Consider the following 14,357-nt stretch of genomic DNA (forward strand, 5'->3'; position numbering starts at 1 on the left):
ATGCGCCGCTTGCTTGCCACTGTTGTGCTGTCGTTGAGCATGTCCGGTGCTGTGGCCGCGCCGCCTGCCTTTATCGCCGCCGACGTGCCCGAAGCGCGGCTGGCGGGGGAAGGCGAATACACCTGGTTCGGCATGCGTATTTATCGCGCGCAACTTTGGGTGGGCGCGCAGGGTTACCAGGGCGCGGCGTCGGCAACGGCGCCTTTTGTGCTGGAATTGCGCTACGCGCGTGCGCTAGATGGCAAGAAGATCGCCGAAGCCAGTTACGAACAGATGCAGAAGATAGGTGCGGGCACCGAGGCGCAGCGCCTGGCGTGGTTGGCCACCATGCAGCGCATCTTTCCCGACGTCAAGGAAGACCAGCGCATCGCGGGCGCCTACCGGGCCGGCATCGCGCCCGGCGTGCGTTTTTATCTCGATGGCAAGGTGCTGGCTGACGTGAGCGATGGCGACTTTGCGCGCGCCTTCTTCGCCATCTGGCTGTCGCCCGATTCGACGGCGCCGAAGCTTCGCGGCGCGCTGTTGCAGCATGCAGCGCCGCTGCCATGAATGCCGGGGCCAGCACTTTGACCTTGCCGGCCTTGTTCTACTATGGCCTGTTCGGCTTGCCGCTGGCCATGCTGGCGCTGCCCATCTATATATATGTGGCGCCGTTTTATGCGCAGCGCAGCAGCCTTGATCTGGCGCAGATCGGCGCCGTGCTGCTGGCGGCCCGCATTGTCGCCGCCTTCATCGACCCGGCCCTGGGGGCCTGGATGGCGCGCGGCGGGCGCAGCTATGCCGTGTATGTCGGCGCTGCGCTACCGTTGTTGCTGCTGGGCTTTGGCGCCCTGTTCCATCCGCCATCCCTGTCGCATGGGGCGGCCCTGGCCTGGTTCCTGGCTGCCTTGCTGCTCGTCTACACGGCCTATGGCCTGGCCGGCATCGCGCACCAGAGCTGGGGCGCGGCGCTGAGCCAGGCGCCCACGCAGCGGGCGCGGGTAGCGGCCGTGCGCGAAGGCTGCGGCTTGGTCGGCGTGATCCTGGCGGCGGCGCTGACTTCCGTGCTCGGCTATGACGGCTTGTCGCTGGCCTTTGCCGTCTGCCTGCTGGCGGCGGGCGCGCTGCTGCTGGCGCGCGCACCGCGCCCTGCCTTGCGCAGTGCCGGGGACGTGGTCGCCGGCAGTGGCTGGAAAGTCCCTTTGCGCCAGCGCGCGTTCCGCTGGCTGTTCGCCGTCTTGCTCGTCAATGGCGTGGCCGCCGCTATCCCCGCCACTCTGTTCCTGTTCTTTGCCGGCGATTATCTGCGCCTGGGGCACTACGCCGGCCCGTTCCTGATTGTGTATTTTTGCGCGGCAGCCGCTTCGATGCCCCTGTGGGTGGCCCTGGCGCGCCGCTTTGGTGAAGCGCGTGCCTGGGGCGGCGCCATGCTGCTGGCCGCTTGCGTATTTGTCTGGGCGTATGGCCTCGACGCAGGCGCCGCCTGGGGCTTTGCCAGCATTTGTCTGCTGTCGGGCCTGGCACTGGGCGCCGACCTGGCCTTGCCGCCGGCCCTGCTGGCAGGGCTGATCGGCGCGGCCGGCCATGCGGGCCGGCACGAAGCGGCGTATTTCGGCTGGTGGAACTGGGGCGTGCAAATGAGCCTGGCGCTGGCGGCCGGCATTGCCTTGCCCCTGCTGGCCTGGCTTGGCTATGTGCCGGGCAGCGGCAAAGGCTTGCCGGCCCTGTCGGCGGCCTACGCCTTGCTGCCCTGCGCCCTGAAGCTGCTGGCGGCGCTGTTGCTGTGGCGCGCGCCTTTACAACATATATATAGTGAACCCAGGGAGAACCGACTATGCACCTCATGAGATCCTGCCAGCGTGGCATGATGGCGGCGGCCTTGCTGCTGGCGCTGGCCGCCTGCTCCACGCCGCCCACGCCGGCCACTTACGCGCAGGAATTGCCCGTGCTGGACCTGCAACAGTATTTCAATGGCACGCTCGATGCGTACGGCATTTTCCAGGACCGCTCGGGCAAGGTGGTCAAGCGCTTCACGGTGGTGATGCGGGCCAGTTGGGTGGGCGAGACGGGTACCCTGGACGAGGATTTCACGTACGCCGATGGCAGCCGGCAAAGGCGCGTATGGACCCTGCGCAAGACGGCGCCTGGGCGCTTCATCGGCACGGCGCCCGACGTGGTCGGCGAAGCCATCGGCGAAGTGGCCGGCAATGCGCTGCGCTGGCAGTACGTGCTGGCGCTGCCCGTCGATGGCACGGTCTACCACGTCGACTTCGAGGACTGGATGTTCCTGATGGATGACAAGGTGATGCTCAACCGCGCCGCCATGAGCAAATTTGGCTTCAACCTGGGCGCCGTCACTTTATCGTTCAGCAAGCGTCCACAGGCGGCCCCATGAATCGCAAGATCACCAACTGGGCTGGCAAGCGCGTGTGGATCATCGGCGCCTCCAGCGGCATCGGCGCCGCGTGCGCCAGCTTGCTGCTGGAGCAGGGCGCGTGCGTGGCCTTGTCGGCCCGTCATCGCGCCAGCCTGGAACTGCTGTGCGAGGGGCAGCCGCTGGCGCAGGCATTGCCGCTCGATATCACCCAGCCCGCGCAGTTGCGTGCCGTCTGCGCGGACTTGCAGCAGCAGTGGCCGCAGATCGACCTGATACTGGTAGTCGCTGGCGGCTATCAGGCCATGCGTGCCGATAGTTTTGACCTGAAAGCGGCGCAGGGCTTGCTGGCCCTGAATGTGGGCGGCGTGTTCAATTGCCTGGAGCAGGCATTGCCGTGGCTGTTGCGCCAAGGCAGCGGCGGCATCGGCATCGTCGCCTCGGTAGCCGGCTATGGCGGCTTGCCGAAGGCGCTCGCGTATGGCGCCAGCAAGGCCGCGCTGATCAACCTGACAGAGTCGCTGTACCTGGATTTGCATGGGCGCGGGATTGATGTGTATCAAATCAATCCCGGTTTTGTCGCCACGCCCCTGACGGCGGACAATGATTTCAAGATGCCGGCCCTGATGACGGCGCATGACGCGGCCGTCGCCATGCTCGATGGCATCGAGCGGGGCCACTTTCACATCCACTTTCCCAAACGCTTCACGAATACCCTGCGCCTGGCGCGGCTGTTGCCGTACCGGGCCTATTTTTGGTTGATCCGCAAGGTGACGGGCCTATGAACGCAAGCATGCAGAATGCGGCGCAGACGGAAGGCGCGCTGGCGCGCCTGGTGGCATTTTACGAGCACTTGAGCATAGAAAGCCTGGCCCAGCTGGGCGCCGTGTACGCGCCGGACGCGCATTTCAAGGACCCGTTCAACGAGGTGGTGGGGCATGCCGCCATCCTGGCCATCTTCGAGCACATGTTCATGCAAGTCGATGCGCCGAGGTTTGTCGTGCTGGAAAGCCTGGGGCAGGGGACGCAAGCCTTTCTGACGTGGGAGTTCCGTTTCCGCATGAAACGCCTGGTATCTGGCGAACAATGTATTCGCGGTGCCACACATGTGCGCTTCGATATGCAGGGGCGGGTGGTCTTGCACCGCGATTATTGGGATGCCGCCGAAGAATTGTATGAAAAACTGCCGCTGCTGGGCGGTTTCATGCGCATGCTCCGGCGCGCAAGCCAGCGCTAAGCTTGTTTCTTGATGCTTTCAAGCAAAAAATGCGAAAAAGAAAAAGTTAATTGTGTGGAATTGGGGCGGCAAAAACTTGATTTTGGTCAATATGTCGTTTTTTTGACACAAATATGTCAAAATATTGAGAAGGCAACATTGTAAGAAATTGTTTCAATTGATGCGCAATTTGCAAGCAAGAGTCGTCCTCATCCGTTGCTGTCGGGTAGCGGGCGCATGCATGGCAAAACATGGAAAACATTTCTATGTGAGCAATTTAAATTACCCGAAAGTCAGTAAATTCATTGTCACTCTGGCTATTTTTTGGATGCGCATACCGACGTACAAATTTGTGCCTACGCCCCTGAATAATGCGGCAACGCACCAAAACAGGGCGCATTATTTCGCGTTTTTGGGCATCCAGCGGCAAACATTGGCGATGCCGTGTATGCTTCATCCCGTTTATCCATTATCACCTGACAAATTGTGCGCTTTGTCGTGTAAGTCTTGAAGGGCAAATGATGGGTAAAGCATGTTGACGTTTTAATCACTCGCCTGATACTGTTGCACTTATACAACGGGTGCCAGCAAGCCATGCGCTATGATGGAATGGTCAATCAGGCCAATGCATTGGTTGGCAAGGGGCACTGGCTCTGTCGCGTAGTACGGTTGGCGATGGTCGGAATGCCTGTAAAAGCACCCGGCCTGGTACCGGAAGTAACATGTTGGAACTTGATGGAATGTGAAACGGTCGTTATAGTGCCGCTTCCGGTGCCGTTTGAGCACCGAACCGGCGCACGAATGACGGTCGTTATGCAGCCTTCAAGCTTATCGGTGCAATAGCGTGCCGATACCGATATGAATGTTCCCCTGACCGGAACAGCAATGTGGCAGGTGGAGACCTTGCCCTCACTCATAAAAAGCGCTCTGCTAGAGCGCAGCTCGAGATGCATAGGCTGTATTACTTTTTGCTTCAAAAATTAAAGGAAATCGCAATGAAAAAAACTCTGATCACCCTGGCAGTCCTGGCAGCAGCCACTGGCGTAGCCCAAGCTCAATCGAGCGTTGTTATCTACGGTACCGTTGACGCTGGTTTCGTCAGCGAGCGCGGCGGCGCAGCCGGCAACACCAACAAACTGGACAGCGGCGTTGCTTCGGCTTCCCGTCTGGGCTTCAAAGGCACCGAAGATCTGGGCAGCGGCCTGTCGGCACTGTTCGTTCTGGAGTCGGGTTTCGGCGTTGACAACGGTACGCAAGACAAAGCCGGTTCGATCTTCAATCGTCAATCGTACATCGGTCTGAGCAGCAAAACGACCGGTACCCTGACCCTGGGTCGTCAATACACGCCTTGGTACAACACCCTGTCGAAAGTTGCTGATCCATTCGCAGTGGGCTACGCTGGTTCCGCCAAGAACCTGTTCCCATCGAAAGCACTGACCCGCACCAGCAACACCGTGCTGTACACCTCGCCAAACTTCAACGGCTTTGACGCTGACGTGGCTTACACCTTCGGCGAAAAAGCTGAGTCGAACAAAATCGGCCGTCAAATCGGCGCGTCGGTTGGTTACTCGAACGGTCCTTTGAATGCTCGTCTGGCTTACAACACCACCAGCAACGACACCGCAACCACCGAAGCTGGTAGCGCACGCAACTGGTTGGCTGCAGCTAACTACGACTTCGCAGTTGCTAAAGCTTACATCGCGTACGGCTCCAACAAAGGTAACAACAGCGCTGTAGCTAACAACGCCAAGGAAAACGCGGACGGTACGTTCTCGACGACCAACTCGTTCAACTACAACACCGCTGCTTACAGCAACGACAGCAACAACATCCTGGTTGGCGCAACCGTACCTGTTGGTCCAGCTGGCACCGTAATGGCTTCGTTCATCCGCACGAACGACAAAGCTGGCACGAACGCTGATGCTGATCAATGGGCAGTGGGCTACTCGTACGCTCTGTCGAAGCGCACCAGCACCTACGCTTCGTACGCTAAAATCAAGAACAAAAACAACGCTGGCTACACTGTTGGTAACAACAGCAACATCGGTTCGGGCGACAAAGCCTTCAACGTTGGTGTTCGTCACTCGTTCTAATAGTCGCGCAAGCGAAGCTTAGTACCGCTGCCAGCATCCCTTCGGGGATGTTGATAAGCAAGAAAACGCGTCTCCAGGCTAGTCCTGGCGGCGCGTTTTTGCATGGGCGGTGCCAGTTATAATGGCGCCGTTACTCAAGTAAAGGAATGCCATGTATTCATACCCATTGCCGCGCCTGCCCGCTATGCTGGCCGCGCTGCTGCTCGCTGGCGCCACGGGTGCTGCCTTCGCCGCGGTCAAGGGCAAGAAGTCGGCCGGACTGGAGCGCTACGGCGTCGCCGTCTATTCGGATCTGTGCTTGCAAAAGGATAGCGGCGAAATCGGTGGCCAGCGCGTGACCCTGCACCGCTTTGCCGAGGCCGATTCCGTCATCTACGAATTCACGGCTGGCGCCCTGAGCTGGCCCATCGTCGCCAACGACGTCAACCTGGACGTCGCCACGGGTGCCTTCGACTTCACCATCGCCGGCGCCGACAGCGAAGAACGCACCATCGTCGGCAAGTTTTCCAAAGATGGGCAGACCCTGACGCTGGAAGGCGATTACTGCGGCGGCAACGTGCGCATGCCCATGAAACTGAGTCGCGTGCGCGATTTCGGCCGTCCCTTGAAAAATTGCACGCCCTGCCCACCGATGCCGGAGGCGCCCGCCGAGGCAGTGCCTGCCGAGGAAAGCGCACTAGCGCCCGCCGCCTGAGCGATTCCCGCTGTCAAAAAGAAAAAGGCCCAGTATCGACCGGGCCTTTGTTATTTCTCGCCTTGCAAGGGGCTTATTTGGCCGCCTGCGCCTTTTCCGCCGTGGCGCGGATGGTGGCCAGGGTGGCGTTCGGCGTGATCAGGTTGCCGTCGTAGCGCAGCTCGATGAGGGCCGGCAAGTTGTGCGCCTTGGCGTGCGCCAAGGCCCGCTGCAGGGCTGGGGCGAATTCTTCCGTCGTATTCACCACTTCGCCATGCGCGCCATACGCTTGCGCCAGTGCCGCAAAATCCGGGTTATGCAGGGTCGTGCCCGAGACGCGGCCCGGGTAATCGCGTTCCTGGTGCATGCGGATGGTGCCAAACATCTGGTTATTGAAGACGATGATGACCACGCCGGCCTGGTATTGCACGGCGGTGGCCAGTTCCTGGCCATTCATCATGTATTCGCCATCGCCGGCAAAGGTGATCACGGTGCGCTCCGGATGCACGATCTTCGCCGCCACGCCGGCCGGCACGCCATAGCCCATGGCGCCATTCGTTGGCGCCAGCTGCGTGCGCATGCCGCCGTAGCGGTAGAAGCGGTGCGCCCACGAAGCGTAATTGCCGGCGCCGTTCGTCAGGATGGTGTCGGGTGGCACCTGCGCCATGATCTCCTGTGTCACTTGCCACAGATCCAGCGGTGCCTGGCCATCCTGGAAGATGGGCGGGCGCTGCTGGTAGGCGGCCAGCTCGGCCTTGGCTTCGCCCGGCGTATGCTGCCAGGCGGACGCATCCACAGGCGCCATGGCGGCCAGCATGGCGCAGACCTGCGGCATGCCGCTGTTGATCATCAGCTCGGCCTGGTAAACGCTGCCCAGCTCCTCGGCATCCGTATGGATGTGCACCAGGCGCTGGCGCGGTACGGGCGAGTCGAACAGGGTGTAGCCGCCCGTCGTCATTTCGCCCAGGCGCGGGCCGATGGCGATGACCAGGTCGGCATTTTTCACGCGCGCGGCCAGTGTTGGGTTGATGCCGATGCCGACGTCGCCGATGTAGTTCGGGTGGGCGTTGTCGAGCAAGTCCTGGAAGCGGAAGGCGCAGGCGACGGGCAAGTGGTTGTTTTCCGCGAACTGTTGCAGGTCGGCGCACGCTTGCGGCGTCCAAGTGGTGCCGCCCAGCAACACCAGCGGCTGTTTCGCGCTAACCAGCATGCTGCGCAGTTGCTGCAGTTGGGCGTCGGATGGCGCCGCCTGCACGGGCTGGTAAGCGCGTGTGTCGGCGACAGTCGCCATGGAAATGAGCATGTCTTCCGGCAGGGCCAGCACGACGGGGCCGGGGCGCCCGCTGGTGGCTACCTGGAAGGCGCGCGCCAGATATTCGGGGATGCGCTCGGCGCGGTCGATCTGCGCCACCCATTTGGCCATCTGGCCGTACATGCGGCGGTAGTCGATTTCCTGGAACGCTTCGCGGTCGACGAAATCATTGCCCACCTGGCCGATGAACAGGATCATCGGAGTGGAATCCTGGTAAGCCGTGTGCACGCCGATCGAGGCATTGGTGGCACCCGGTCCGCGCGTGACGAAGCAGATGCCCGGCTTGCCCGTCAGCTTGCCGTAGGCTTCGGCCATGAAGGCGGCGCCGCCTTCCTGGCGGTTGATGATGAAGCGGATGCCCGAATCGTGCAGGGCGTCGAGCACGTCGAGGTAGCTTTCGCCAGGCACGCCAAAAGCGGTGTCGACACCGTGGATCTGCAGGGCATCGACCAGGATCTGGCCGCCGGTACGGGATTGTTGCGTCATGTTCGGCTCTTTATATTCTAGTGGGGTGGCAAAGAAGTTGGGGCAGGCGGTGCGCATGTGCTTGCATGCAAGCAGCTTGCCTCATTCTATGTGAGTCGATTTGGCCCGGCTTTTGAAATGGCGACACCGAATTACACAATCCCCCGGACTGGGAGGGAGCGGTAACGAGGGGCCTGCACAGGCCTTTTTGCAGAAACATGCTGCGGCGCGGTACAATGGCGGGTGAAGCAGGCCAGACAGTCGCTGGCCGGCGCAGCAATGCGCTGGCGGGAGGAAGGTCCGGACTCCATAGAGCGGGGTGACGGTTAACGGCCGTCCGCTGAAAGCCGCAAGCGCAGTTAGCCCATGGTATAAGGCGAGGAATAGGGCCACAGAGACGAGCGTATTAAGTTACGGTGAAACGCGGTAACCTCCACCTGGTGCAATTTCAAATAGGCACGCGATGATGCTGCTCGCGGAGCGTGCGGGTAGAAAGCTTGAGCGCCCGAGTAATCTGGCGCCTAGAGGAATGACTGTCATAGTGCCAACCTGCAAGGGAAGGCGCCGTAACAAAATCCGGCCTACCGGCTTGCTTCACTTGAATTTTTACTTCCCGGCCTGCCGGGGAGTGTATCGACCGCAGCGGTTTTCCTGCTGCGCGCCGCCAAAAAAAGCCCCCGCAACGGGGCTTTTTTTGTTTCTAAAAGTATAGCAGTTAAGATAAAGTTGTATATACAACTAAGATGAACAATTGGTTAAAGTTTCCTCTTCTTAATTAATTGCTGCGTTGCAAAAATAGTTTTTTTGCGACAGGCCAGCCCCGGAAAACAGGCGCGGTACGCGCCATGGGCGAATTTTTTTTGCTTTAAACCAAGTCTTTCGCGGCGACTGATTATTGTTGTGCCTGGATGACGAAACTATTGTCATGTGTCAACTAACTGTAAAAAATTCAATTTTTCGATTTCGTTTTTTTCGATGTTTACGGTAGGAAAACACATGTGTGCAGATGAGGTAGCACATTCACTATCTTTCATAAGTATCTAATTTATCGATATATTTTTATTTGAGACTCCTTCAACGATATGCGCTAAGTCCTTAATTTCATTAATAAAATTCCTGTTTTGCCAATCGGAAACCGCTTGACCACTATCTTTGCTTCCTCTAAAGTGGGCAACTGTGTGAAAAAGTGTGTTTTTGTGGGAATTTTTCCCTTTTCATCGTGATGCGTAAGCGTCGCAACCCAAGCTCAAAAAAGGTCTTCCGTGTTTCAAGGCGCGTCCGCAATCAATCTCGATGCCAAAGGTAGGATGTCTATCCCTGCCAAGCACCGTGACGCGCTGGCGCTTCAATGCGAAGGCCGTTTGACCCTGACCAAACACCCCGATGGCTGCCTGTTGTTTTTCCCCCGTCCCGTGTGGGAAAGCCACCGCCAGCAAATCGCCGCCTGGCCCATGTCGGCGCGCGCCTGGCAGCGCATCTTCCTCGGCAACGCCGTTGACGTCGAGCTGGACTCGGCCGGCCGCGTGCTGATCTCGCCCGAATTGCGCAACGCCGTGGGGCTGTCGCGCGAAGTCATGATGATCGGCATGGGCAGTCACTTTGAAATATGGGATGCCGCCAAGTTGGCCGACAAAGAACAGCAGGCGATCGATGCCGGCACCCCCGATGTACTTTCCAATTTTTCTTTCTAAGGCTCCGTAATGACACAACTCACGGTGCCGGAATTTCAGCATCGCACGGTGCTGCTCGATGAAGCGGTCGATGCGCTCGACCTGTCGGGCGACCGCGCGCACGGCATTTACGTCGATGGCACGTTTGGCCGCGGCGGGCATAGCCGATTGATTTTGTCGCGCCTGGCGTCCGACGCGCGCCTGATCGGCTTTGACAAGGACTTGCAAGCCATCGCCACGGCCGAACAGATCGGCGATCCCCGCTTTGAAATCGTCCATGACAGCTTTGCCACCATGACGGCCAGCCTGGCCGCGCGTGGCGTGCAACAGGTGGACGGCATCTTGCTCGACCTGGGCATCTCGTCGCCGCAGGTCGACGATGCGGCGCGCGGTTTCAGCTTCCGCAACGACGGACCGCTGGACATGCGCATGGATACCACGCGCGGCATCTCCGCAGCCGAATGGCTGGCGGTGGAAACCGAGCAGAATTTAGAGAAAGTGATACGCGATTATGGGGAAGAACGGTTTGCTTTTCAGATTGCAAAGGCGATTGTTGCTGGCCGGGCAGTCCAGCCAATTTCAAGCACACGACAGCTTGCCGGCATCGTGGCAGGCGCCGTCAAGACCCGCGAGAAGGGTAAGGACCCCGCTACCCGCACCTTTCAGGCCATACGCATTTTCATTAACAAAGAGCTCGAGGATCTCGAGATCGGTCTGAATCAGGCGTATGCCTGCCTGGCGCCCGGCGCGCGCATGGCCGTGATCAGCTTTCATTCGCTGGAAGACCGCATGGTCAAGCGCTTCTTCGCCTCGAAGGCGAACGTGGAGCAGCCAGACCGCCGCCTGCCGATCCGCGCGGTGGACTTGCCGCAGCCGGAAATGAAGCTGATTTTGAAGATGAAGCCGTCCGACGCCGAGATCGAGGGTAATCCCCGTTCGCGTTCGGCCGTGATGCGCGTGGCGCAGCGCCTGCCGCTGGTCGTCCCTGCCAATGGCGGCTCCCGATGACTGGCAAGCTGTGTGTCGTGCTGTCGGCCCTGCTGGTGTGCTGCGGCCTGTCGCTGGTGAACGCGCAGTATCAGTCGCGCCACCTGCTGATCGACTTGGAGCGCGCGCAAGCGCTGTCGCGCCAGCTCGACATCGATTGGGCGCAACTGCAGCTTGACCAGTCCACTTTGGGCAAGCATGAACGCATCGAATCGATTGCACGGCGCGATCTGAGCATGACGCCGCTGACGGCGGCGCGTACGCAATACCTGACGGAGGGTGAATAATGAAGTTGGGCGGTAACAGCAACGGCCGGGTGGCTGCATCGAAAGGCGTGCCATTCTCGAAGAACCCCGTACTGGCAGTGCGTCTGCCCGTCTGGCGTTCGCGCGTCGTGCTGTTCCTGCTGTTCTTCGCTTTCGCCGGCCTGGGCGTGCGCGCCCTGTGGCTACAGGGCGTGTCGACGCAGTTTTTGCAAAAGCAGGGCAAGGCGCGCTACGAGCGCACGCTGGAGCTGCCTGCCACGCGCGGCAAGATCACCGATCGCAACGGCCAGGTGCTGGCGTCGTCCGTGCCCGTAAAGGCCATCTGGGCCATCCCCGACGACGTGCTGCAGGCGTCGCCCGAGAAAATCAACGCGCTGGCCGGTTTGCTGGAAATGAACGTCAACGAATTGCGCAAGAAGCTCGATTCGGACCGCAGCTTCGTCTACCTGAAACGCCAGGTCGAGATGGACGTGGCCGACAAAATCTCCAAGCTGGGCATCGACGGCATCGACGAGCGCAAGGAATACAAGCGCTTCTATCCACAGGGCGAAGTGATGACCCACGTGGTCGGCTTTACCAACGTGGAAGACGTGGGCCAGGAAAGCATGGAACTGGCGCAGCAGAAAACCCTCGTCGGCACTACCGGCAGCCGCCGCGTGATCAAGGACCGCCTGGGCCACATCGTTGAAGACATCGGCTTCATCCACGAACCGCATGATGGCAAGGACCTGACCCTCTCCGTCGACAGCAAGATTCAGTACATCGCTTTCACGCAATTGAAGGAAGCGGTGGAAAAATTCAACGCCAAGGCCGGCGGCGCCGTCGTGCTTGACGTGCACACGGGTGAAGTGCTGGCCCTGGCCAATTACCCCAGCTACGACCCGAACGACCGCCGCAAGCTCACGGGCCAGCAGCTGCGTAATCGCGTCATGACCGATACGTTTGAACCCGGTTCGACCCTGAAACCGATCACGGTCTCGCTGGCGCTCGACACGGGCCGCGTCAAGCCGACCACCCTGATCGATACGGGGCCGGGCCGCTACACCATCGCCGACCGCACGATTACCGATACCAAGCCGCACGGCGTGATCAATGTCTCCGAAATCATCGAGATGTCGTCGAACATCGGCACCTCGAAAATTGCGCTGGGCATGCCGTCGCAGGAAATGTGGGAGATGTTTACCAAGGTGGGCTTCGGCCAGCAGCCGAAATGGGGCTTCCCCGGTGCTGTGGCTGGCCGCGTGCGTCCGTATAAATCGTGGCGCCCGGTTGAACAGGCCACAATGAGCTACGGTAACGGCATTTCCGTCTCGCTGATCCAGCTGGCGCGTTCTTACATGATGTTCGCGCGCGACGGCGACACGATTCCCCTGTCGTTCCAAAAGGTCAATGAACTGCCCGTGGGCCAGCAAGTGATCAAGCCGAAGACGGCCGCCGACATGCGCGCCATGCTGGAGCTGGTGGTCTCCGGCGCGCACGGCTCGGCCAAGCGCGCGCAGGTCGCCGGCTACCGCGTCGGCGGCAAGACGGGCACCGCCTACAAGGTGGAAAACGGCCGCTATGCGATGCCGCGCAAATACATTGGCTCTTTCGTCGGCATGGTGCCGATGTCGGCGCCGCGCTTCATCATCGCGGTGATGATCGATGAACCGACCGGCCTGTATCACTACGGTGGCCAGGTCGCCGCTCCCGCTTTCGCGGCGATTGCAACCAACGCGCTGCGCGCGATGAACGTACCGCCCGATTCCTCCGTTACCGAAATCGTGGTCCCGGCCAATGCCGGCCCGGAGGCCATGTGAAGTCACTCATGACCATACAAGACATCAGTTTGTGGATCAAAGCGGCTGCCCCGTCCGGGCAGCTGACGTCCGATTCGCGCCGCGTGCAGCGCGGCGACGTGTTTTTTGCCTACGCGGGCGCCACCCAATTCATCGACACCGCCATTCAGCAGGGCGCCGCCGCCATCGTGCATGACGCCGTTGAATGGAACGCCGCATGGAATGTGCCGCATCTGCTGGTCGGCGACCTGAAACGCCTGGCAGGCCCTGTCGCCCACGCCTTTTACGACATGCCCGACAGCGCCATGTTCAGCGCCGGCGTGACGGGCACGAATGGCAAGACCTCGTGTGCACTATGGCTGGCGCAGGCCTTGGCACGCCTGGGCGAAACCTCGTCCGTCATCGGCACCTTGGGCGTGGGCCTGTGCAAGCCGCGCGGCGCCATCGAATTCGACGTGACCGGCTACACCACGCCCGACGCGGTGCTGCTGGCGCGTAAACTCGCCGCCATGCGCGACGCAGGCGCCAAGGCTGTTGCCATCGAAGTGTCGTCGATCGGCCTGGATCAGGAGCGCGCGGCCGGCATGCATTTTGATGTCGCCATGTTTACCAACCTGACGCGCGACCATCTTGATTACCACGGTGACATGGCCACCTACGAGGCGGCCAAAGTCAAGCTGTTCGACTGGCCCGGCCTGAAAACGGCTGTCATCAACCTCGATGACGCCATGGGCTTGCGCCTGGCGCGCCACGTGGATGGCAAGCTGGCGGGCGAGTATCCGGTCATCGGCTATACCTTGCAGGCTGCGGCCAGCCAGCCGGACTTGCCGGGCGTGCTGATGCTGCGCGCCAGCCAGTTCCGCAGCCGCAATGCCGGTACCGACTTCCACCTGGAATGCGCGCTGGGCGTGGCGCTGGTCAAAACGCAGCTGGTGGGCCACTTCAATATCAGTAACGCGCTGGCCGTGCTGGGTGCGTTGCTGGCGCATGGCACCGGCCTGCGCGCCGCCATCGACGGCATCGAATCCCTGCAGCCGGCTCCTGGCCGCATGCAGCAGGTGGGCGGACAGGAAGCGCCGATGGTCGTCATCGATTACGCGCATACGCCGGACGCACTGGAAAAAACCCTGGCAGCCTTGCGCCAGGTGGCGCAAGAACGGGGTGGCCAGCTGTGGTGCGTGTTTGGCTGCGGCGGCGACCGCGATCCTGGCAAGCGTCCGCAGATGGGCGCCATCGCGCAGCTGGCCGATCACGTGCTGGTCACCAGTGACAATCCGCGCAGCGAAGACCCGCACGCCATCATCGCGCAGATCGTCGCTGGCATGCGTGCAGACGGCCCGCAGCCGCAGGCCATCGAAGACCGCGCTGCGGCCATCCTGTCGGCCATCAAGCACGCGGCCAAGCCGGACGTGATCCTGCTGGCGGGCAAGGGCCATGAGCCGTACCAGGAAATCAAGGGCAAGAAGCTGCCGTTCTCCGATGCCGATCATGCGCAACTGGCCCTGTCCGCGCGCCTGACCATGATGAGGACGAACTGATGGACC

At 60.9% G+C, this 14,357-nt stretch carries 13 protein-coding genes and 1 other RNA gene; 13 read left to right on the forward strand and 1 reads right to left on the reverse strand.

Annotated features, from left to right (window positions below; genetic code table 11):
- The 7 genes from ACQ4W7_RS15590 (at position 1) to ACQ4W7_RS15620 (ending at position 6,356) form a co-directional block, all read left to right on the forward strand.
- A complete protein-coding gene (locus ACQ4W7_RS15590) occupies positions 1 to 549 on the forward strand; it encodes a chalcone isomerase family protein (RefSeq protein WP_436531567.1) in 549 nt (182 codons plus the stop codon).
- Positions 546 to 1,826: an MFS transporter gene (locus tag ACQ4W7_RS15595; protein ID WP_426074522.1), complete on the forward strand. Its 1,281-nt coding sequence runs from the start codon at positions 546 to 548 to the stop codon at positions 1,824 to 1,826. Before ACQ4W7_RS15590 ends, ACQ4W7_RS15595 begins: the two co-directional genes overlap by 4 nt.
- Positions 1,814 to 2,374 carry a DUF3833 domain-containing protein gene (locus ACQ4W7_RS15600; RefSeq protein WP_426074523.1) on the forward strand — a complete coding sequence of 187 codons (561 nt, stop codon included), beginning with the start codon at positions 1,814 to 1,816 and terminating at the stop codon, positions 2,372 to 2,374. Before ACQ4W7_RS15595 ends, ACQ4W7_RS15600 begins: the two co-directional genes overlap by 13 nt.
- Entirely contained in the window at positions 2,371 to 3,138 is a 768-nt protein-coding gene (locus tag ACQ4W7_RS15605; RefSeq protein WP_436531570.1) for an SDR family NAD(P)-dependent oxidoreductase, read from the forward strand. Before ACQ4W7_RS15600 ends, ACQ4W7_RS15605 begins: the two co-directional genes overlap by 4 nt.
- Positions 3,135 to 3,590, forward strand: a complete 456-nt coding sequence (locus ACQ4W7_RS15610; protein ID WP_426074525.1) for a nuclear transport factor 2 family protein — start codon at positions 3,135 to 3,137, stop codon at positions 3,588 to 3,590. The genes ACQ4W7_RS15605 and ACQ4W7_RS15610 overlap by 4 nt, the downstream gene beginning before the upstream one ends.
- A 974-nt stretch (positions 3,591 to 4,564) precedes the next feature.
- On the forward strand, positions 4,565 to 5,662 hold the full coding sequence (locus tag ACQ4W7_RS15615) for a porin (RefSeq protein WP_436531572.1): 1,098 nt from the start codon (positions 4,565 to 4,567) through the stop codon (positions 5,660 to 5,662).
- Between the two features lie 151 nt (positions 5,663 to 5,813).
- Complete coding sequence (locus ACQ4W7_RS15620; protein WP_436531574.1) at positions 5,814 to 6,356, forward strand: hypothetical protein; 543 nt, start codon at positions 5,814 to 5,816, stop codon at positions 6,354 to 6,356.
- Between the two features lie 73 nt (positions 6,357 to 6,429).
- On the opposite strand, the gene ACQ4W7_RS15625 is transcribed toward ACQ4W7_RS15620, so the two are convergent.
- On the reverse strand, positions 6,430 to 8,133 hold the full coding sequence (locus ACQ4W7_RS15625; protein WP_426074529.1) for a thiamine pyrophosphate-binding protein: 1,704 nt from the start codon (positions 8,131 to 8,133) through the stop codon (positions 6,430 to 6,432).
- Positions 8,134 to 8,357: 224 nt separating this feature from the next.
- On the opposite strand from ACQ4W7_RS15625, the gene rnpB reads away from it, so the two are divergent.
- The 6 genes from rnpB to ACQ4W7_RS15655 all read left to right on the forward strand — a co-directional run bounded on the left by rnpB (position 8,358) and on the right by ACQ4W7_RS15655 (position 14,351).
- Positions 8,358 to 8,712: RNase P RNA component class A (rnpB, locus tag ACQ4W7_RS15630), an RNA gene on the forward strand.
- Positions 8,713 to 9,374: 662 nt separating this feature from the next.
- Complete coding sequence (mraZ, locus tag ACQ4W7_RS15635) at positions 9,375 to 9,803, forward strand: division/cell wall cluster transcriptional repressor MraZ (RefSeq protein ID WP_426074530.1); 429 nt, start codon at positions 9,375 to 9,377, stop codon at positions 9,801 to 9,803.
- A 9-nt stretch (positions 9,804 to 9,812) separates the two neighbouring features.
- A complete protein-coding gene (rsmH, locus tag ACQ4W7_RS15640) occupies positions 9,813 to 10,790 on the forward strand; it encodes a 16S rRNA (cytosine(1402)-N(4))-methyltransferase RsmH (RefSeq protein ID WP_426074531.1) in 978 nt (325 codons plus the stop codon).
- Entirely contained in the window at positions 10,787 to 11,056 is a 270-nt protein-coding gene (gene ftsL, locus ACQ4W7_RS15645; protein WP_034748894.1) for a cell division protein FtsL, read from the forward strand. The genes rsmH and ftsL overlap by 4 nt, the downstream gene beginning before the upstream one ends.
- On the forward strand, positions 11,056 to 12,834 hold the full coding sequence (locus ACQ4W7_RS15650) for a peptidoglycan D,D-transpeptidase FtsI family protein (protein ID WP_426074532.1): 1,779 nt from the start codon (positions 11,056 to 11,058) through the stop codon (positions 12,832 to 12,834). Before ftsL ends, ACQ4W7_RS15650 begins: the two co-directional genes overlap by 1 nt.
- Positions 12,835 to 12,842: 8 nt before the next feature.
- Positions 12,843 to 14,351 (forward strand): UDP-N-acetylmuramoyl-L-alanyl-D-glutamate--2,6-diaminopimelate ligase, encoded by a 1,509-nt coding sequence (locus ACQ4W7_RS15655; RefSeq protein WP_436531578.1) that lies wholly within the window; start codon positions 12,843 to 12,845, stop codon positions 14,349 to 14,351.
- Positions 14,352 to 14,357 lie beyond the last annotated feature (6 nt).

The organism is Janthinobacterium algoris (genome assembly GCF_051380935.1).
In the GTDB taxonomy this organism is placed as follows: Bacteria; Pseudomonadota; Gammaproteobacteria; order Burkholderiales; family Burkholderiaceae_D; genus Janthinobacterium.